A 19,636-nucleotide genomic window follows, 5' to 3' on the forward strand; every position below is an offset into this window, starting at 1 on the left:
AGGTAAAGTGAAAGCAGGAATAAGATGAGTGAATTTGATTTTTTAGAGGAACAGGGTGTCAGTGCGGCGCTTATTAAGGCGGCGGAAGAGTTTCGACAGGAATATGGCGTTTCAGAGGAAGCGAAGCATAGACGGATAAAGCCGGCGCTGCCATTTTATGGGAAGGAAACATTGGAGATGGCCATGGCAGCGGTGCTGGAGCAGGAGAATCTGCTTCTGGCAGGACCGAAGGCTACGGGAAAGAATGTGCTGGCAGAGAATCTGGCATATATTTTCGGGAGACCGGTGTATAACGTGTCCTTCCATGTGAATACAAACAGCGGTGACCTGATTGGAACAGATACTTTCGTGGATAATCAGGTGAAGCTGCGTAAGGGAAGTATTTACCAGTGCGCAGAGGAAGGCGGATTCGGTATTCTGGATGAGATCAATATGGCGAAGAATGATGCGGTTTCTGTACTTCACGCCACATTGGATTACCGCCGGTCCATTGATGTGCCAGGATATGACAAAATAGACCTTCACCCGGCGGCAAGATTTATTGGAACCATGAATTACGGGTATGCCGGAACAAAGGAGCTGAATGAGGCTCTGGTTTCCCGTTTCCTGGTGATCGACATGCCGGCGCAGAATGAGGAAACGCTTGGTTTTATTTTCAACAGGATGTTCCCGGATGCAAAGAAAGAGGCTGTGGAGCAGTTTATGGGAGTATTTCTGGATCTGCAGCAGAAATCCATGAACAGTGAGATTTCCACAAAGCCACTGGATCTTCGCGGCCTGCTTGCTGCCATGAAGATCGTGCGTACTGGGCTTTCCCCATGGCAGGCGGTACGCATGGGCATTGTGAATAAAACATTTGATGTGTTTGAGAAGGAAATCGTGGAGGATGTGGTGCGAACCAGAATTCCACAGGGCTGGACCCGGGAAGATGTTTATGGAGAATAAAGAAAACGAATCTTTAAAAATTTCTGCCAAATTGGTTGATCTTGAAGATGCAGAGGAATTTTTGAAGAAATCAGCTATTGGGAAAGAAAAAATTAAAATTGCAGCTGGGGATAAGAAATCAGAAAAAGTTTCAATGGAAGTACCTGTAGCGGAGAAAAGCGAAAATTTTCAGGCAAGAGAGGATAACTGTGAAGAACTGAATCTCCAGGATTATCAATTAGAGCAGGAAAACCGTATCCGAAATCTGCTCTGGACCATCAGTGGGGACTACACCCAGCAGATGAAGCCGGATGTTTCCCTGTTCCTCAGGTCAAAGGATATTGCATTGTATGATGGAATTAAGCAGGGCGCATTGGCGAAATTCTTCGATAAAGATTTTCTGGGAATGTATCTGGTGAAAAAAATCTTCATGGGCGCGGATGAAGCTGCGCTTACCTTTGTTTCGCAGCTCTGTATTGAAGAAGCCATCGGAGAACGGATCTGTGAACAGCGCCCTGGGATCTGGGAGATGCAGAGGAAAGCCTGCGAGGACATACTGGATCAGGAATATGAGACTATGCCGTCGGCAGCAGATAAGCTGGGCTATCTGAGAGTGAATCTGCTGAGAAGGCGGATTGACAGAGGTGAAAATACTTCTTTGAAAAAGAAGAATCCGCCGGATGATTCCGGAAATGAGGAAAAATCGGCGGATAGTGTGGAAAATGCGGGCATATTAAATGGAATAATAACAGGAAATGCGGATGCATCGAATGGAAGAATAGCAGGAAATGCGTATGTATCAAATAAAACTATAACAAATATAACAGAAAACAAACAAAAAGATAGAAAACACAAAGGAATCTATCACTATATTGACTTAATTTCTGGCGCAGCAGAGACTACGGATACAATGTCTTTAATCCGCATCATAGACACAGTATACAATGAAGTCGCTGACCCCGACTTTTCCCAAAAGGCAACCCTTGAGCAGGTGCTTGCTGTCACTATGGAAGATCTGACGGAGTTTGACTGGCACGACTATCTTTCCGAAGAAATGTATGAGGATGCATTGGAAAGCTATATGGAGCAGCTTACCTCCAATGTGGCGGGTATGGAGAATGCGGATGTCACCCGGGAGATGGAAGAGGAACGGCAATCGAAACAGAAAATTACAGTTCTGCCTCCGGAGGCTTTGGAAAAAGCCCACACCTATGTGGAACTGAATTTTGGAAAAACTTATCTGAGCGAGCTGGAAGAGAAGCGGATGAACCAGCTGATGTGCCGTGACATTCACAGCGACTGCAGCCTGTATTTTACTGAGGGAATTCTGAAAAGTCCGGTAAAACGAAATTACCAGTATGAATATGCAAAAAGGTTGAAAAATAAGAATATCTGGCTTTATCATGACAAACACCGCATTGTGAAGCGGAATATCGCCCTTCTCACAGAAATGCTGAAAAAGTCACTGGTCATCAAAAGTGAAAATCAGGAGATTCTTTCAGACAGAGGAATGATTGTTCCATCAAGGCTGTGGCGGCTTGGAAGAAGCAGTGATGCACAGGTTTTTAGGCGGGAATTGAAGGGGGATTCTTCTGATTTTGTGGTGGATGTGCTGATCGATGCCAGTGGTTCCCAGATGAGCCGCCAGGGCGAGGTAGCGCTGCAGGCCTACATTATCAGCGAGGCACTTAGCAATGCAGAGCTGCCCCACAGAGTGATGAGCTACTGCACCTTCTGGGACTATACCATTCTCCACCGCTTCAGAGAATATGACGACCAAAGAAGTGCAAATGAAAATATATTTAACTATGTAACATCATCCAACAACCGTGACGGACTTGCCATCCGGGCAGCAGGATACGGCCTTCTGAACCGGGAGGAAGAGAAAAAGATTCTGATCATTCTCAGTGATGGACGTCCTTACGATGTTATTGTCAATCGTCCCAATGCGAAGAATCCGGCACCGTATCATGGGAAGTATGCAATTACCGACACTGCAGCCCAGATCCGTAAGCTGCGCAGCCAGGGAGTGAGCGTGCTGGGTGTTTTCGCCGGGGAAGAGAAAGATCTGGCGACGGAGAAGAAGATTTTTGGAAAGGATTTTGCATATATCCGGAATATTACCGGATTTTCCAAAATCGTTGGAAGATATCTTACAAAGCAATTGGAGGATGATGAATAAGAAAGCAGAATACGGAGGTAACGCCATGTTTCAAAATAACAAAAAAGCTGCCTTCCTGGATTATCTGATGATCATTGTTGGTACAGCCCTTATGGCAACTGCCATAAACAGTGTTTTCGATATGTCCGGTATGGTAACCGGAGGCTTTTCCGGTATTGCGATCCTGGTAAAAGAGTGGACAGAGGGAGTCGTGCCGGGAGGCATCCCACTGTGGATCACGAACTTAAGTCTGAATATCCCGCTGTTTCTGATTGGAATGAAGCTTAGTGGATTCCAGTTTGTGAAAAGGGCACTGGTGGGAGAAATCTGCCTGTCATTCTGGCTGGCGGTTCTTCCGGCATTTGACATTGCAGGAAATGATCTTTTGCTGGCAGCCGTTTATGGTGGTGTGATCCAGGGAATTGGAATCGGACTTGTGTTTCTTGGAAGAGGAACTACCGGGGGCACAGACATGATGGCGGCACTGCTTCAGCGGAAGCTCCGCCATTACTCCATTGCCCAGATTATGCAGTTTATTGACGGAGCCATTGTACTTGTAGGTATGTATGTGTTCGGTGTGCAGAAAGCACTTTATGCCATCATCGCCGTTTACCTTGTGACAAAGGTATCTGACAGCATGATCGAAGGTTTGAAATTTTCCAAACAGGCGTATATCATTACCAGCAAGCCTGACGAGATTTCCAGAGAAATTATGGACAAACTGGATCGCGGCGTGACCGGAATCCACGGAAAGGGAATGTACTCCGGCCAGGACAAGCTGCTTCTTTACTGCGTTGTGGGACGCAAGGAGATCGTGGCATTGAAAGAGCTGGTGGACCATATTGACCCAGATGCTTTTGTGATCGTGTCTGACGTGCGTGAAGTCCATGGTGAGGGATTTATTGAACGTAAGTAAAAAGGAAAACTTTACCAAAGCCTTTTGCGCACCGCAAAAAAAGGGGAAAATAGGGCTTGAAATTGGAGTGATATAGAAAAAGTTAAAAAAATATGCTGGAAATTTGTAAATTTTTTCTACTTTCCTCTTCCTTTTTTGGTGATTTTGTATTAAAATAGGTTCATGAATTTTTGGAATCAGTAGATTTTCCTAAGACTGTCTGAGGTTTTGTGCAATATTACAGATTTGAGACCGCGAATTTTGGCACTAATGGACAGCGATTCATGCCGGGTATACCGGCGAACATATAATGTTACTGCTCTCTTTGACAATGTTTTCACTATCCTGGAATACATTGACAGCTGTGAGACCAGTAGCCCTATAATTTACAAGAAGGGACGGAAGGGTAATGATATCAAATCAGGTACTGCAGAATACACTTGAGGGGCTCAGGGAGATATCCAGGACGGAGTTTTGCATTATTGACACAGATGGCAAGACACTGGCGTCCACCTACAGTGAATTTGAGATTCAGCCACAGGATATTCAGGCATTTGTGGAATCCCAGGCTGCCAGCCAGCTTGTGAAAGGTTATCAGTATTTCAAGGTCTGTGATGATTACCAGCTGGAATACATTCTGGTCGCCCACGGAGAAGATGAAGATACTTATATGGTAGGAAAGCTTGCCGCTTTCCAGATCCAGAGCCTGATCGTTGCATATAAGGAGCGTTTTGACAAGGACAGCTTCATTAAGAACCTGCTTCTTGATAACCTGCTTCTGGTAGATATTTATAATCGTGCGAAGAAGCTTCATATTGATGCTGATGTTCGACGGGTGGTTATGATCCTGGAGCTTGAGCAGGAGAGAGAGCACAGCTCCATGGAGAGCGTGAAGAGTCTGTTCGGCGGCAAGAGCAAGGACTTTATCACAGCTGTTGATGAGAAGAGCATTATCATTGTCAAGGAACTTGAGGAGAACGAAGGATACGAGGAGATGGACAAGCTTGCCCAGACCATCCTTGATACCTTAGGACTTGAGAAAGAGAATACTACACATATTGCATACGGAACTATCGTAAGCGAGCTGAAGGAAGTTTCCCGTTCCTACAAGGAAGCCAGAATGGCTCTTGATGTAGGCAAGATTTTCTCACCTGAGAAGGACGTTATTGCTTACAGCTCTCTTGGAATAGGCCGTCTGATCTATCAGCTTCCGATCCCGCTGTGCAAGATGTTCATTAAGGAGATCTTCGGCGGCAAGTCCCCGGATGATTTCGACGAGGAGACTCTGGTTACCATCGACAAGTTCTTTGAGAACAGCCTGAATGTATCCGAGACCTCCAGACAGCTTTACATTCACCGTAATACTCTGGTTTATCGTCTGGACAAGCTCCAGAAGAGCACCGGACTTGACCTTCGTGTATTCGAGGATGCGATCACATTCAAGATCGCGCTGATGGTTGTAAGATACATGAAGTATATGGAGACTCTGGAGTATTAAGTTTCATATTTGTAATTTCTGTGCCTGCTGCATTTGTTTGTGGCAGGCATTTTTCATCTTTGTGCTGGACTAGAGCCTGTTTGAAAAATCATTCCTGGACCTGCTTTGTGTTTCCTTTGTGAAATCTATTGCGTTCTTGGTTTTCTCTGGTATAATAAGGTACTGCAAAAAATAAGGTTGCATTTTTACCAGACATATATTACAATAATGTTACATAAAAATTAAGCAAACTGCTGAATTGAATTTTTACATGAAAAATTTAGGAGGATATCATGATTGATCTGATAGATGTGAGCAAGTCCTATGGACCGGGACTGCCGGCAGTGAATCACGCCAATCTCCATGTAGATAAAGGTGAATTCGTATTTATAGTAGGAAATAGCGGTTCCGGTAAATCCACGCTGATCAAACTGCTTTTGAAGGAACTGGATTCCACATCCGGTACGATTATCGTAAGCGGAGAGAAGCTTGAGGGAATGAAGCACCGCCGTGTGGCCAAATACCGCCGTAAGCTTGGCGTCGTATTCCAGGACTTCCGTCTTCTGAAGGACAGGGATGTGTATGAGAATGTAGCTTTTGCACAGCGTGTTGTGAACCGTCCCACCAGAGTTATCCGCAAGAGAGTTCCGGAGGTACTTCAGGAGGTTGGACTTGCAGGGAAATACAAGGCGTACCCGGACGAGCTGTCAGGTGGAGAGCAGCAGAGAGTTGCCCTTGCCAGGGCGATTGTAAACCGCCCGGACATCCTTCTTGCAGACGAGCCTACTGGTAATCTTGATCCGAAGACATCCGAGGAGATCATGAAGCTCCTTGAGGAGATCAACCAGCGTGGAACCACCGTTCTGGTAGTAACCCACAATAAAGAGATTGTCAATTCCATGAAGAAGCGTGTACTGACCATGCATAATGGAGTGATCATCAGCGACGAGAAAGAGGGAGAATATTATGAGGCCTAGTACCATCTGGTATACTCTGAAGCAGGGTATCAAGAACATCAAGAGAAATTTCATGTTTTCCATTGCTTCTATTATTACGATGGCAGCATGTATTTTTCTTTTCGGAATTTTCTTTTCCATTGTAAATAATGTGAATACGCTGGCGCATAAGGTTGAGGAAGATGTGCCGATCACAGTGCTTTTTAATGAAGGAACCACACAGGAGCAGATGGATGCAGTTGGAGAACTGATCAGGCAGCGCCCGGAGGTTTCCAAGATTGAGTTTGAGTCCGGTGATGAAGCCTGGGAGAAGATGAAGCAGGAATACTTCGGTGATGACTCTGAGGCAGCAGACGGTTTCAAGGATGATAACCCGCTGGCAAATTCATCCAACTACCGTGTGTATATGAACAACATTGAGAAACAGTCTGAATTGGTTGCCTATATCAAGACACTGGATAATGTACGAGAGGTTAATCAGTCTGAGCAGGCTGCCAAGACTCTTGGTTCCATTAACCGTATTGTTTCCTATGTATCTGTGGCAGTGATCGTGATCCTGCTGTTGATTGCCATTTTCCTGATCAGTAATACCATTTCCGTTGGTATTACAGTTCGTAAGGATGAGATCGGAATTATGAAATATATTGGTGCTACCGATAGTTTTGTACGTGCTCCGTTCCTTCTGGAGGGTATGATCCTGGGACTGATCGGTGCGGGAATTCCACTGATCATTTTGTATTTCTGTTACAATAATGTGGTAACCTATGTATATACCAAGTTCAGCGTACTTCTGGGTGTTGTAGATTTCATTCCGGTTGGACAGATCTACCAGACACTGGTTCCGGTGGCGCTGGCACTGGGAATTGGAATTGGTCTTGTGGGAAGCTTTATTACTACAAGAAAACACTTGAAGGTGTGAGAGTTCTGTTTTACAATAAGGGCGGTTATTCGCATTCCGCCAGAATATGAGAAGAGGATATGGGGGCTGCTGGAGAGATCTGGCAGTCCTTTTGTATAAAGAGATAGAGAGGGTATTCAGGGCGGACGCATTTGGGCAAATGATATTCCACGCAAGTCGGTGCAACGCTCCGGCGAGCTAGCTGGTAACTGCGACTAAGACGCTCGGGAGAGCCCTCGCGTCTAAGTCTTCGTAACCATCGGATCTCACCTGCGCTAAGGGCGCACCTGAAATGACTTGCTTAGGAATATCAGTTGCCCAAATGCTGCTGGTTGGATAGAACTTGTATAGCGAAAATAAGGAGAAATATAGATGGCAGATAAACAATTTTTAAAGGGAGCCATAACTGGTGTACTTTGCGCATCCCTGGTGCTGGGCGGGGGATATGTGGGGCTTCAGAAAGCGGGACGTGCGGGAAGTAATGTACTGTCGGATGTGGCAGTTACCCAGAAGATTAAGTATCTGGAAGATATTATAGATCAGAATTATCTGGAAGATGTGGATGAGGATTCGCTGAAGGAGGGGATTTATACCGGGCTTCTTTATGGGCTGGGGGATCCGTATTCCAGATATTATACGGAGGAAGAATACGAGGAGGAGATGAGAGACACCGAGGGCTCTTACTCTGGAATCGGCGTGAGCATTACCCAAAATACGGAGGGTGGTATTCTGGTGGTGGATTGTTATGAGGGCAGTCCGGCAGATGAGGCCGGGCTGAAGGCGAATGATGTGATCACGGCTGTGAACGGAACGGATGTAACGGAAATGACGCCTGCTGAGGTCTCAAAGATGATACGGGAAAAGGAGGACGGTACTTCTATTCTGACCGTTTATCATCAGGAGGCAGATGAACCGGAAGAAATTACAGTGACTTTGAGCGATGTGGAGCTGCCCACTGTTTCTTATGAAATGCTGGAGGATTCTATAGGGTATTTGCGAATTACAGAGTTTACCATGGTGACACCCCAGCAGTTTGAGGATGCTTACAAAGATCTTCAGGCAAAAGGCATGGAGAAGCTGATCGTGGATCTTCGTGACAATCCAGGTGGGGTGCTTTCTTCTGTGTGCGATGTGTTGCGCCAGATTCTGCCCGAAGGACTGATCGTGTATACAGAGGACAAATATGGGGAAAAACAGGAGATGAAGTGTGACGGAGACACCCCGATCGACATTCCTCTGGCAGTGCTGGTAAATGAGAACAGCGCCAGTGCATCGGAGATTTTTGCCGGAGCTGTGAAGGATTATGAGATTGGAACGATTGTGGGAACCACCACTTATGGAAAGGGAATCGTTCAGAGCATCCGCCAGCTCTCTGATGGAAGTGCGGTGAAGCTGACTACAGCGAAATATTTTACCCCCAAGGGCAATGATATCCACAAGGTGGGAATCACACCGGATGTGGAGGTAAAACTGGATGCCAGCCTTTTAAACCGGACGGATTATACCCATGACGAGGATAATCAGCTTCAGGCCGCAATAGAGGCGGTTTCTCGTTGACAAAACCACTATGTTGGATTAGAATGGTAAAAGGATTTTTGCAAAATAACGTGCCTGATCTGCGCGATAAACAGGCAGATCAGCCGACGGTTATTTTGTTGACAGGCAATAGCTGTGAAGGTATTAAACAGTTATGATAGGCAATAACTGTGAAGGCATTGAACAGTTATGACAGGCACAATAAATGTGGAGGAACCATCAATGAAACACAATTTTAAGAAAATTGAGCCGAAATGGCAGAAAAAGTGGGAAGAGCAGCAGGCATTTAAAGCTGTTGACGGAAGTGATAAACCGAAATTCTACGGCCTTGTAGAGTTCCCATACCCAAGTGGTGCGGGAATGCACGTTGGACATATTAAGGCATATTCCAGTATCGAGGTACTTTCCAGAAAGAGAAGAATGCAGGGATACAATGTACTGTTCCCCATCGGATTCGATGCATTCGGACTTCCTACTGAGAATTATGCGATTAAGACGAATACACATCCTCGTGAGATCACAGACCAGAACATTGCGAAATTCACTAATCAGCTGAAGAGTGTTGGATTCTCCTTTGACTGGAGCCGTGTGATCGATACCACACAGGAAGATTTCTATAAATGGACCCAGTGGATTTTCCTGAAAATGTTTGAGAACGGACTTGTTTTCCGTGATAAGACATTAGTTAACTATTGCCCATCCTGTAAGGTTGTTCTTTCCAATGAGGACAGTCAGGGCGGCAAATGCGATATCTGCCACAGCGACGTTATCCAGAAGTCCAAGGATGTCTGGTATTTAAGAATCACCCAGTATGCAGACAAGCTTCTTGAGGGACTGGAGGATGTGGATTATCCGGCGAACATCAAGCAGCAGCAGGTAAACTGGATCGGTAAATCCACAGGTGCTTTCGTAAACTTTGCAGTTGACGGAATTGATGAGACACTGCAGATTTACACCACCAGACCAGATACCCTGTTTGGTGTAACCTTCATGGTTATCGCACCGGAGCATCCGCTGATCGACAAATATGCTGACCGCATTACCAACATGGATGAGATCAAGGCTTACCGTGAAGAGTGTGCGAAGAAGACTGAGTTCGAGAGAACCCAGCTTGTAAAAGAGAAAACAGGTGTATGCATCCAGGGACTTGAGGGCGTAAATCCTGTAAATGGCAAGAAGATCCCAATCTACATTGCAGACTATGTAATGATGGGATATGGTACCGGCGCGATCATGGCGGTACCAGCACATGACCAGAGAGACTATGATTTCGCCAAGAAATTTGGTATTGACATTATCCAGGTTATCAAGGGCGGCGATATTGAGAAAGAAGCCTACACAGGTGATGGCGAGATGATTAACTCCGATTTCCTGAATGGCTATACAAATAAGAAGGATTCCATCAAGCGCATGCTGGAAGAGCTTGAGAAGAAGGGCATTGGTAAAGCTGGCGTTCAGTACAAGATGAAAGACTGGGCATTTAACCGTCAGAGATACTGGGGCGAGCCAATCCCGATCGTTCATTGTCCGCAGTGCGGTGATGTAGCAGTTCCATATGAGGAGCTTCCGCTTCGTCTGCCGAAGATCAAGGATTTCCAGCCAGGTGAGGACGGACAGTCTCCACTTGCAAAGATTGATTCCTTCGTAAACTGCAAATGCCCGAAATGCGGCGGCGATGCCAAGAGAGAGACGGATACCATGCCACAGTGGGCTGGATCTTCCTGGTATTTCCTTCGTTATGTGGATCCACACAATACAGAAGCTCTTGCAGACCGCAAGAAGATGGAATACTGGATGCCGGTTGACTGGTACAATGGCGGTATGGAGCATGTAACCAGACATATGATTTACTCCAGATTCTGGCATCATTTCCTGTATGACATGGGAATTGTCAATACTCCGGAGCCATATGCGAAACGTTCTGCACAGGGTATGATCCTTGGCTCAGACGGCGACAAGATGAGTAAATCCAAGGGCAACGTTGTTGATCCGCTTGATATTGTAAATGAGTATGGTGCAGATGCACTTCGTACCTACGTTCTCTTCATGGGTGACTACGGCGCAGCTGCTCCGTGGAACGACAGCTCCGTAAGAGGCTGCAAGCGTTTCCTTGAGAGAGTTGCAGGACTGACCGATATCATGACAGAGGAGCCGGCAGCCAAGGATATGGAGGTTAAGATCCATAAGGCAATCAAGAAGGTATCCTCCGATATCGAGGCTATGAAGTTCAACACTGCAATTGCCTGCCTGATGACTCTTATCAACGAGATTTATGCAGTTGGCAAGATCAGCAAGGATGACCTTGTGATCTTCATCAAGCTCCTTTGCCCGTTTGCACCTCATCTTTGCGAGGAAATCTGGGAGACCATCGGCGGAGAAGGCTTACTTTCCCTTTCCCAGTGGCCGGAATATGAAGAGAGCAAGACTGTAGAGGACTCCATAGAAATCGGTGTCCAGGTCAATGGTAAGGTTCGTGGAACCATCGTAATCCCGAACGGCTGTGCGAAAGAGGAAGCTCTTGAGCTGGCGAAGAAGGACGAGAGAGTAGCTTCCTTCCTGGAAGGCAAGACTCTTGTAAAAGAGATTTATGTACCGAATAAGATCGTAAACTTTGTTGCGAAATAAAGATTACTGGAATAGAGAAACTCCCCACTGGATGATTGGTGGGGAGTTTTTTGAGATAGTCCACTGCTGGCTATAGAAGTATATAGAAAATGCATAAAACGATTATGACTGTTTTAAGAAATTAAACGCTTGCTCATAATGGAGAATGCGGTTTTTTTGATTTTCCAATAAGGTGGTTCGCTTTAATTCAATGGCAATTGTGTAATCTACAAGTTCTTTTCCAGTGCAGTCAAGAAGACGATATTTCTCGATAAGCTGCTGTTCGGAGAGGGATTGAACATCGACAGCTGTAGTCGCTCTTTCTTCCGTTAATCCTAACAGGTAATCGGTAGAGACGTGAAAAAACTGCGATATCTTTATAAGAAATGGAAAGCCAGGTTCCCGAATGTCCATTTCGTAATTGCGCAAAGTGTTGGCGGGAATGCCAAGCTCAGCCGCGAAAGTGTCGCGATTGCGATAACCATGTTCTTTACGCAGCTGCATAAGTCTTTTTCCAAAAGTCATGATAAAAATCCCTCCATTTTCTATTATTGATTGACAAAATCATATAGAATAGATATAATATACTCACCAGAACAGTTGGAAGGTAGATGCTCTCTACCTGATCCTGTTATATTGGGTGTTGACTATTGAGATAGCCGTTCCGCAACTTTTCCAGGGTTAGGACGGCTATTTCTTATGTATGGCGAATTCCAGAGCCTGTTTGAAAAAGCATTCCTGCAATCTGCACGCCCCACTTTGCGGTATATTTTGTCCGAATTCGGTTGCCGTAGCCCGCTACGGCGCCCTCATCCGGGCAAAATCTCCCACAAATTGTGACGCACATCTTGCAGAAAGCCTTTTTCAAACATGCTCTGGAATAGAAACAAGTAAAATACCTGCGGTTAAAATAACCATAAATTCTTCATAGGTTGACATAAGTATCACCTCCTCCATAAAAACTCGGATGGGTGAGAGCACGTCCCCCAACTGCTCGGGAAAATATATTAAATTTGAAATACATATATTTATTATATAGAATAATTCGAATTACGTCAATAAAAAATATCCAAAGAAGGAATAGAATATATAAATACACTCAAAATGAGTAAAGAATAAGGAGCTGAAAAACGATGAACGGACTCAGCCAAAAACGATATCTCGAACTCCCTCTCCCAACCGAAGACGATCCCCGCTCAGATCAGCAGCGGATCCTGGATAGCCTGGCGGCAGCAGGTGTGGAAGAGCGAGTTCATATACCTGTCCATATTTTGCGGAAGTTATACCCCTTGCTGGACAACGCAAAGTGGAAAATAACGGTTTCCCTTGCTTGGAATGGGGAAAACTGGGAAATGGTGGAGATTGAGGAAGGAGATACCACCGCGCAGCATTATGGGCTGGCGGTGGATCTGGGAAGTACCACTGTGGTCGCGAGACTTCTGGACTGCAACAGTGGAGAGATTTTGAAAGAGGTCAGCTGCTTCAATAAGCAGATCCAGTGGGGGACAGATATTCTGTCCAGGATTTTTTACTGTAAAGATAATAGGGAAAAGCTGGAAGAAGTGCGGCGGGCTACAGTGGAATCCATTTGTGAATGCATGGATAAGTTGGATGCAAGCCACTCCGCGCTCTCCATGGTAATCGCGGGCAACACCACCATGATTCACTTCCTTCTTGGAATGGATGCCTTCTGCGTCTTCTACACCCCACACGCAGTTCATGCCGACTGCCCCGGCTTTCAATTGGCGCGCGATCTGGACATTCCGCTGAAAGGCTACGTTTATTGTTACCCTGCCAAGTCAAACTACCTTGGTGGTGATATTATCAGCGGCATGATCGATACCGAATTATACAAGAAAAACGAGATTAGTGTTTTCTTCGACATCGGAACCAACGGCGAGCTGGTGATCGGAAATAAAGAATTCCTTCTCTGCGGTGCAGGAGCAGCAGGCCCGGCACTGGAGGGAGGTGTGGTGCGCACCGGAATGCGGGCAGACGTTGGCGCTGTGGATGAAGTGAAGATAAGAGATGGAAATATTTATGTGCATGTGATTGGAAGGCATGAGGAAGATTCAGGAAGCCATGAGAAAAATTCAGGTAATCATGAGGATAATTCATCAAGTGAAGAACCTCAGGGAATCTGCGGTTCCGGCATCATAGACCTGATCGCAGAGCTTTTCCTGGAAGGCTGGATCGACATTCGCGGCAAGCTTTCTCTGGAGAAAAGCCCTCTTATCCAGGAGAGAGACAATCAGCTCTGTGTGAAATATGCCCCAGGTCTGTACTTCTACCAGAAGGACATCGACGAATTTATCCGCACCAAATCCGCCGCTCACACCATGGTCGAAATCATGCTCCGTGAATCCGGTCTTGACTTAAAACAGGCAGACCGCTTCTACGTGGCAGGAGCATTTGGCAAACACGTATCCAAAGAATCCGCCATCACCATCGGCATGTATCCCGATATGGATCGCGACCACATTATCAACGCTGGAAACTCCTCACTGGAAGGAGCCCAGAAGCTACTTCTGAACCGGAGCCTTCTCACTGACATCGACCAGATCCTGGAAGAAATGGTTTATATTCAGTTCGCCGAAGTGGAGGATTTCCTGGAATTAATGGTAGCGGCACAGGCATTGCCACATACAGATTATAAGCGGTATCCTACGGTTATGGAGAAACTAAAAGAACGGCAGAAAGATATAAAGTTATAAACTGCTTTTTGATTTATTTCAATGGAAATTCATTTTCAAATGGTTGATTTGAAGGAGTTCTTTCGATATACTTAGAAGTAATAGAAATCATCGAAAAGGAGTGATTAAATGCCATTACTCGAAGAAAAAGTTTATACAATAGATGATATATATGCTCTTCCAGAAGGGGAGAGAGCGGAGCTTATTGATGGACATATATACTATATGGCACCACCTAACAGAACACACCAGAAAATATCCATGGAACTGTCAGCCAGAATTCTTGAGTACATCCGTTCCCATAAGGGGAAATGCGAAGTCTATGCTGCTCCATTTGCAGTATATCTGGATGACACGACTAGTACTTATGTAGAGCCAGACATTTCAGTGATTTGCGACCCGGATAAACTGGATGATCAAGGCTGCAATGGTGCACCAGACTGGATTATTGAGATTGTTTCTCCTGCAAGTAAACGAATGGACTATTATACGAAGCTTTTTAAATACAGAACAGCAGGTGTAAGAGAATACTGGATCATAGATGCGGCTAAGAATCAGATATTTGTATATAATTTTGAAAAAGGAGATACGGAACAATATACACTGCAGGATTCAGTAAAAGCAGGAATCTATGAGAACCTGGTGATTGATTTTAGTAAACTGGATATTTAGAAAATGTATGTAAGGGTAGGCCTGTTTTGCAGCTTGCCCTTTTTGCAATTCGTACAGCAATAATGAGAAAATTGTAAAAATTATCTAAATTTATAGTAATTTCTCACAAAATATGCTATACTACTCCCAAACCAACAGACAGGAAGGGTACGAAATGACAGCACCAAAGAAACCACCAATTACGAAAAGTTTCGGATACGCATTTGAAGGAATTTTCACCTGTATCCGCAAGGAACGGAACATGAAGATTCACTGTATCATGGCGGTCCTGGTAGTGATCGCAGGCATCATCCTGAAGCTTTCCCCAGTGGAATGGTGCATCTGTCTTGGCCTTTTCGGACTGGTGATGGCACTGGAGCTTGTGAACACCGCCGTAGAATCCGTGGTGGATCTGGTGACCAGCGAGTACAAGCCCCTGGCGAAGATAGCCAAGGACACCGCAGCAGGCGCCGTCCTGATCGCCGCCATCATGGCCGCCATCGCCGGACTGATCATTTTCGTACCTAAAGGGCTGGTATTTCTTGGACTTTTATGAGAAGTCCGATCTGCTGAAAACGAAAATCCCACAGGGAGTTGGCAGATACAGCTGTAAATAAGAAAGGAGCACACACTATGGAACTTGGAGAAGGCATCAAAAAAATATTACTTGCAGGAATCGGCACTGCAGCAGTGACCGCAGAGAAATCCAAAGAAGTTCTGGATGAACTGGTAAAGAAAGGTGAGCTCACTGTAGAACAGGGCAAGGTTCTCAATCAGGAACTGAAGCACAATATCAAAGAGAGCGTGAAGAAGAACGTAAACGTAACCCTGAAGCCGTCCAATCCGGATGAGCTGAAGGAAGTCCTTGGCAAAATGACCCCGGATCAGCTGGCCGCCCTGAAAGAGCAGATCAGCAAGATGCAGGCGAAAGACGTAGACGCAGAGGAGACTGCCGAAGAAGAGGAAGAGGCAGAAGAAGTGGAGGAAGCCAAAGAAGAATACGAGGACGACCCTCAGGAATAAGCAATAACATTTTCCGAAAAAGAAATAGTATTGCCTTGTTTAAGAAGTGCAGCAGGAAATCCTGAACGGCATTGCGGAACAAAATAAAGAAATTTATGAAGGCAGGATGAGGAGAAAGAGTACCCGAATCCTGCCTTTTCAGTAAGGGGAACCGACATGGGCGTGACAAAGAATGACAGTACGATGAAGGCAGAAGCAGACCAGGCACAAAGAAAGAATCTGGAAGTGGAAAACCAACAGGATAAAAATGAGAAAAACAGCACAGCTGGTAGGAAGTCAAATGGTAAAGACACCGGCACGTATAAAGAAAGGCTAAAAGAAATTACAGCCGTTCTCCACAAGCATGCCATCACCCGAGGCGTCTCCCCGGAGAAGCTCCGCCTCATTCTCACAGATCTCGGCCCCACCTTCATCAAGCTGGGACAGATCATGTCCATGCGCTCAGACATTTTGCCCAAGCGCTATTGTGATGAGCTGATGAAGCTTTGCTCTGATGTAGACCCCATGCCATTTGCAGAAGTTGAAGAAGTCCTCCGGGAAGCATTTGGCTGTCCCTGGCAGGAAGAATTTCAGGAAATCCAGGAGAAGCCCCTTGGCTCAGCCTCTATCGCCCAGGTACACCGCGCCGTCCTGAAAACCGGCGAAGAAGTTGTGATAAAGGTTCAGCGAAAGGGCATCTACGAGATCATGGCCCGCGATATCGGACTGATGAAAAAGGCGGTGAAGCTCCTTCCCCCTGTAAGCATCAAGGAAGCGGTAGATCTGAATCTTGTGCTGGAAGAGCTGTGGCGTGTCACCCAGGAAGAGATGAATTTCCTGACGGAAGCGGCAAACATGGAAGAATTTTCCAGGAAAAATAAAAAGGTGGCATTTGTGAAAACGCCCATTCTTTACAGGGAATATACCACGGCCAGCGTCCTTGTTATGGAATACATTGATGGTATTCCAATCGACCATAAGGAAGAGCTTCTTGCAGGCGGCTACGACCTTGATGAGATCGGCAGCAAATTTGTAGATAATTTTATCAAGCAGGTTATGGACGACGGCTTTTTCCACGCAGATCCCCATCCTGGAAATGTGATGATCCAGGGCGGTAAGATCGTGTGGATCGACATGGGAATGATGGGACGGCTGAATGAACGTGACCGCGAGCTGATCGGTCAGGCTATCGAAGGAGTGGCACTGAATGACATTGGAAAAATCCAGGATGCAGTGCTGGCTCTTGGAGAATTCAAGGGGAAACCCAATCAGAGCCGCCTTTACACAGACATCCGAGACCTTATGGCGAAATACGGCACCGCAGATTTTGGCGAAATCGATATCGTAGAAATCCTTACAGATCTGATGGACGTAATGAAGGAGAACAAGATCGTCATGCCCCATGGCCTTACCATGCTTGCAAGAGGACTGACGCATATGGAAGGGGTACTGGCAGATATCAGTCCGGAGATCAATATGGTACAGATTGCAGCTGCCCGTCTGAAAGGGAACCTTCTGGAGGAAGGAAACTGGAAAAAACAGATGAAGGGCACCGGGAAAAAGCTGTACCGCTCCATGCTCCGCGCCGTGGATATCCCTGCGCTGGCAGCAGATTTCCTGCAGGGCTGTATGAAAGGCCAGACCAAGATCAATCTGGACCTTCACGCCTCCGATGACCTGGCGTGGCTGATGCGCCGCCTAATCCGGAATATTGTGCTTGGTCTTTGGGTCATGGCACTTCTGATCAGCTCCAGTATTATCTGCACCACAGACATGACACCGAAGATAATGGGAATTCCGGCTTTTGGAGTGCTGGGGTACTTTGGGGCAATGGTGATTCTCATGTACCTGTTTATCAAACACTTTATGAAAAAGTAGTGGAAAAAACCAGTGGGAAAATCGGGTTAAGTGGATAAAATTACCAAACTTTGCCGGAAAGGCCAGAAAGAAACCTGGGGGGGTTGACACTAATAGGGCAGGGTGGTATTTTATTAAGAAGACTGGAATGGTGAAATTTGTCGAAATTGGAAATAAATAATACCGCTGACGCATAAACGGTGGTTACAGATCAGGAGTGATGTGACCTAAATATGCCTGAGAAAAAGCATAACCGGGAAGCGTTGGCGGGAAAATATAAATTTAGATAAGTTATAAATATAAAACGAAAAATAGATTTTGCCATTGCATTTTAGAGAATGGAAGGATTCTGTCAGCTGTATTTACCTAAGCTGAACGGAAGAAAAGTAATTGGGAGGGAAAAGGAAAATATGTATCGGAAGGACTCAGAGGGCTGGTTAAAACATGCAGATTTTATTGTTCTGGATATGGTCTGTCTGCAGCTGGCATTTATTTTGACATATGCATTCCGTGGGTACGGATTCAATGTGTATGGAGATATTTTGTATCGAAATATGGCAATATTCCTTGGATTTGCAGACCTGGTGGTGATCTTCACCTCCGGCACCATGAAAAGCGTTCTGAAAAGAGGTCACTATAGGGAATTTGTCTCCACCTTGAAAAATGCTGTGGCAGTAGGTGCTCTTGCAATCGCTTACCTGTTCATAATCCAGGAAGGCCAGAGCTTTTCCAGAATGATCCTGATCACCACAATTGTGATCTACCTGGTCCTCACCTATGCCATAAGAGAAATCTGGAAAAATTCCTTACATAAAAAAATGGAAAACGGCGGCGACGAGAAGCTGCTAATCATCACTTCCAAAGCGGTAGCAGAGAACGTAGTGCACAGCATGCAGGAAAATAATTATGCCAGATATTCCCTTGCCGGAGTGGTTGTGATCGATGAGGACTGTACCGGTGAGAAAATCTGTGGTGTCCCTGTTGTGGCAGGCGAAAGTGACGTGCCTATGTATGTCTGTCAGGAGTGGATTGACGAGGTGCTGATCGTCATCTCCGAAAATCTGCCATATCCGGACGGGCTTATCGACAAGCTCACCGAAACCGGTGTAACCGTTCATCTGAACCTTGCAAAAATCACCAACCAGACTGGCAAAAGACAGTTTGTGGAAAAGGTTGGAAGCTACACAGTTCTGACCACCAGTCTGAACTATGCATCCTTCGGACAGCTTTTCCTGAAGCGCCTGATGGACATCTGCGGCGGACTGGTTGGCTGTATTTTCACAGGAATCATTACTATTTTCGTTGGCCCCGCCATCTATCTGGCATCCCCAGGTCCGATTTTCTTCTCCCAGGAACGTGTGGGAAAGAACGGAAAGAAATTCAAAATGTACAAATTCCGCAGCATGTACATGGATGCGGAAGCGCGGAAAGCCGAGCTTATGAAAGAGAACAAACTGGGCGATGGCAAAATGTTCAAGATGGACTTCGACCCCAGAGTAATTGGAAATAAGGTGCTGCCGGATGGGTCACATAAGACCGGAGTGGGCGACTTTATCAGACGGACGAGTCTGGATGAGTTCCCGCAGTTCTTTAATGTGCTGAAAGGGGATATGTCCATTGTGGGGACGAGACCGCCGCTGATTTCGGAGACGAATTTGTATGAACCGCATCACAAGGTAAGGCTTGCAATTAAACCTGGGATAACGGGGATGTGGCAGGTTAGTGGTAGGAGCGATATTACGGATTTTGAGGAAGTTGTGAGGTTGGATAAGGAATATATTGAGAATTGGGATATTGGGTTGGATATTAAGATTCTTTTGAAGACCGTGATGGTGGTTGCGAAGAAAGATGGATCGATGTGATTGTTTTTTTGACCACAAATAGATAAGTTATATTATAAAGCAACGATAAAAGAAAAAGGTAACAGAAAAAGTATTTGTGAAAAAATTGTTGCGATAAAAACGCAAAAAATGAGGATGGAA

Annotated in this window: 16 protein-coding genes and 1 pseudogene; 15 read left to right on the forward strand and 2 right to left on the reverse strand. The window is 45.7% G+C overall.

The window, feature by feature from the left end; genetic code table 11:
• Positions 1-24: 24 nt before the first annotated feature.
• From AB5Z12_RS03835 to leuS, 8 genes are all read left to right on the forward strand, one after another.
• Positions 25-945: an AAA family ATPase gene (locus AB5Z12_RS03835; RefSeq protein WP_118578362.1), complete on the forward strand. Its 921-nt coding sequence runs from the start codon at positions 25-27 to the stop codon at positions 943-945.
• A complete protein-coding gene (locus AB5Z12_RS03840; protein ID WP_368356913.1) occupies positions 935-3,106 on the forward strand; it encodes a nitric oxide reductase activation protein in 2,172 nt (723 codons plus the stop codon). Before AB5Z12_RS03835 ends, AB5Z12_RS03840 begins: the two co-directional genes overlap by 11 nt.
• Positions 3,107-3,131: 25 nt before the next feature.
• A complete protein-coding gene (locus AB5Z12_RS03845; protein ID WP_148463244.1) occupies positions 3,132-4,001 on the forward strand; it encodes a YitT family protein in 870 nt (289 codons plus the stop codon).
• A 388-nt stretch (positions 4,002-4,389) separates the two neighbouring features.
• The gene (locus AB5Z12_RS03850) at positions 4,390-5,478 is read left to right on the forward strand and encodes a CdaR family transcriptional regulator (RefSeq protein WP_173716296.1); all 1,089 of its coding nucleotides are present in this window, start codon (positions 4,390-4,392) and stop codon (positions 5,476-5,478) included.
• Positions 5,479-5,750: 272 nt separating this feature from the next.
• Positions 5,751-6,434, forward strand: a complete 684-nt coding sequence (gene ftsE / locus AB5Z12_RS03855; RefSeq protein ID WP_118578359.1) for a cell division ATP-binding protein FtsE — start codon at positions 5,751-5,753, stop codon at positions 6,432-6,434.
• Complete coding sequence (ftsX, locus tag AB5Z12_RS03860; protein WP_148463242.1) at positions 6,424-7,332, forward strand: permease-like cell division protein FtsX; 909 nt, start codon at positions 6,424-6,426, stop codon at positions 7,330-7,332. The genes ftsE and ftsX overlap by 11 nt, the downstream gene beginning before the upstream one ends.
• 351 nt (positions 7,333-7,683) lie before the next feature.
• Entirely contained in the window at positions 7,684-8,868 is a 1,185-nt protein-coding gene (locus tag AB5Z12_RS03865; protein WP_227200292.1) for a S41 family peptidase, read from the forward strand.
• A gap of 201 nt (positions 8,869-9,069) precedes the next feature.
• Entirely contained in the window at positions 9,070-11,472 is a 2,403-nt protein-coding gene (leuS, locus tag AB5Z12_RS03870; protein ID WP_368356912.1) for a leucine--tRNA ligase, read from the forward strand.
• Between the two features lie 102 nt (positions 11,473-11,574).
• On the opposite strand, the gene AB5Z12_RS03875 is transcribed toward leuS, so the two are convergent.
• Positions 11,575-11,976, reverse strand: a complete 402-nt coding sequence (locus tag AB5Z12_RS03875; protein WP_227200293.1) for a helix-turn-helix domain-containing protein — start codon at positions 11,974-11,976, stop codon at positions 11,575-11,577.
• Positions 11,977-12,148: 172 nt separating this feature from the next.
• The gene (locus tag AB5Z12_RS03880; protein WP_319017204.1) at positions 12,149-12,298 is read right to left on the reverse strand and encodes a DUF6783 domain-containing protein; all 150 of its coding nucleotides are present in this window, start codon (positions 12,296-12,298) and stop codon (positions 12,149-12,151) included.
• Here AB5Z12_RS03880 and AB5Z12_RS03885 point away from each other — a divergent pair.
• The 7 genes and pseudogenes from AB5Z12_RS03885 to AB5Z12_RS03915 form a co-directional block, all read left to right on the forward strand.
• Positions 12,236-12,382 (forward strand): annotated as a pseudogene (locus AB5Z12_RS03885) (DUF6783 domain-containing protein); the annotation flags it as partial. The gene AB5Z12_RS03880 and the pseudogene AB5Z12_RS03885 overlap by 63 nt on opposite strands.
• Before the next feature lie 202 nt (positions 12,383-12,584).
• A complete protein-coding gene (locus tag AB5Z12_RS03890) occupies positions 12,585-14,165 on the forward strand; it encodes an ASKHA domain-containing protein (protein WP_368357443.1) in 1,581 nt (526 codons plus the stop codon).
• 108 nt (positions 14,166-14,273) lie between these two features.
• On the forward strand, positions 14,274-14,816 hold the full coding sequence (locus AB5Z12_RS03895; RefSeq protein WP_368357442.1) for a Uma2 family endonuclease: 543 nt from the start codon (positions 14,274-14,276) through the stop codon (positions 14,814-14,816).
• A 154-nt stretch (positions 14,817-14,970) separates the two neighbouring features.
• Positions 14,971-15,351 (forward strand): diacylglycerol kinase family protein, encoded by a 381-nt coding sequence (locus AB5Z12_RS03900; protein WP_148463237.1) that lies wholly within the window; start codon positions 14,971-14,973, stop codon positions 15,349-15,351.
• 77 nt (positions 15,352-15,428) lie between these two features.
• Positions 15,429-15,818: a phasin family protein gene (locus AB5Z12_RS03905; RefSeq protein ID WP_148463236.1), complete on the forward strand. Its 390-nt coding sequence runs from the start codon at positions 15,429-15,431 to the stop codon at positions 15,816-15,818.
• 156 nt (positions 15,819-15,974) lie between these two features.
• Positions 15,975-17,675: an ABC1 kinase family protein gene (locus tag AB5Z12_RS03910; protein WP_368357441.1), complete on the forward strand. Its 1,701-nt coding sequence runs from the start codon at positions 15,975-15,977 to the stop codon at positions 17,673-17,675.
• A gap of 317 nt (positions 17,676-17,992) precedes the next feature.
• On the forward strand, positions 17,993-19,516 hold the full coding sequence (locus AB5Z12_RS03915; RefSeq protein WP_368368559.1) for a sugar transferase: 1,524 nt from the start codon (positions 17,993-17,995) through the stop codon (positions 19,514-19,516).
• The last annotated feature ends 120 nt before the right edge of the window (positions 19,517-19,636 follow it).

Origin of the sequence: Ruminococcus sp. RTP21358st1_G6_RTP21358_211008, from assembly GCF_040908885.1 — a bacterium.
Classification (GTDB): domain Bacteria; phylum Bacillota; class Clostridia; order Lachnospirales; family Lachnospiraceae; genus Blautia_A; species Blautia_A faecis.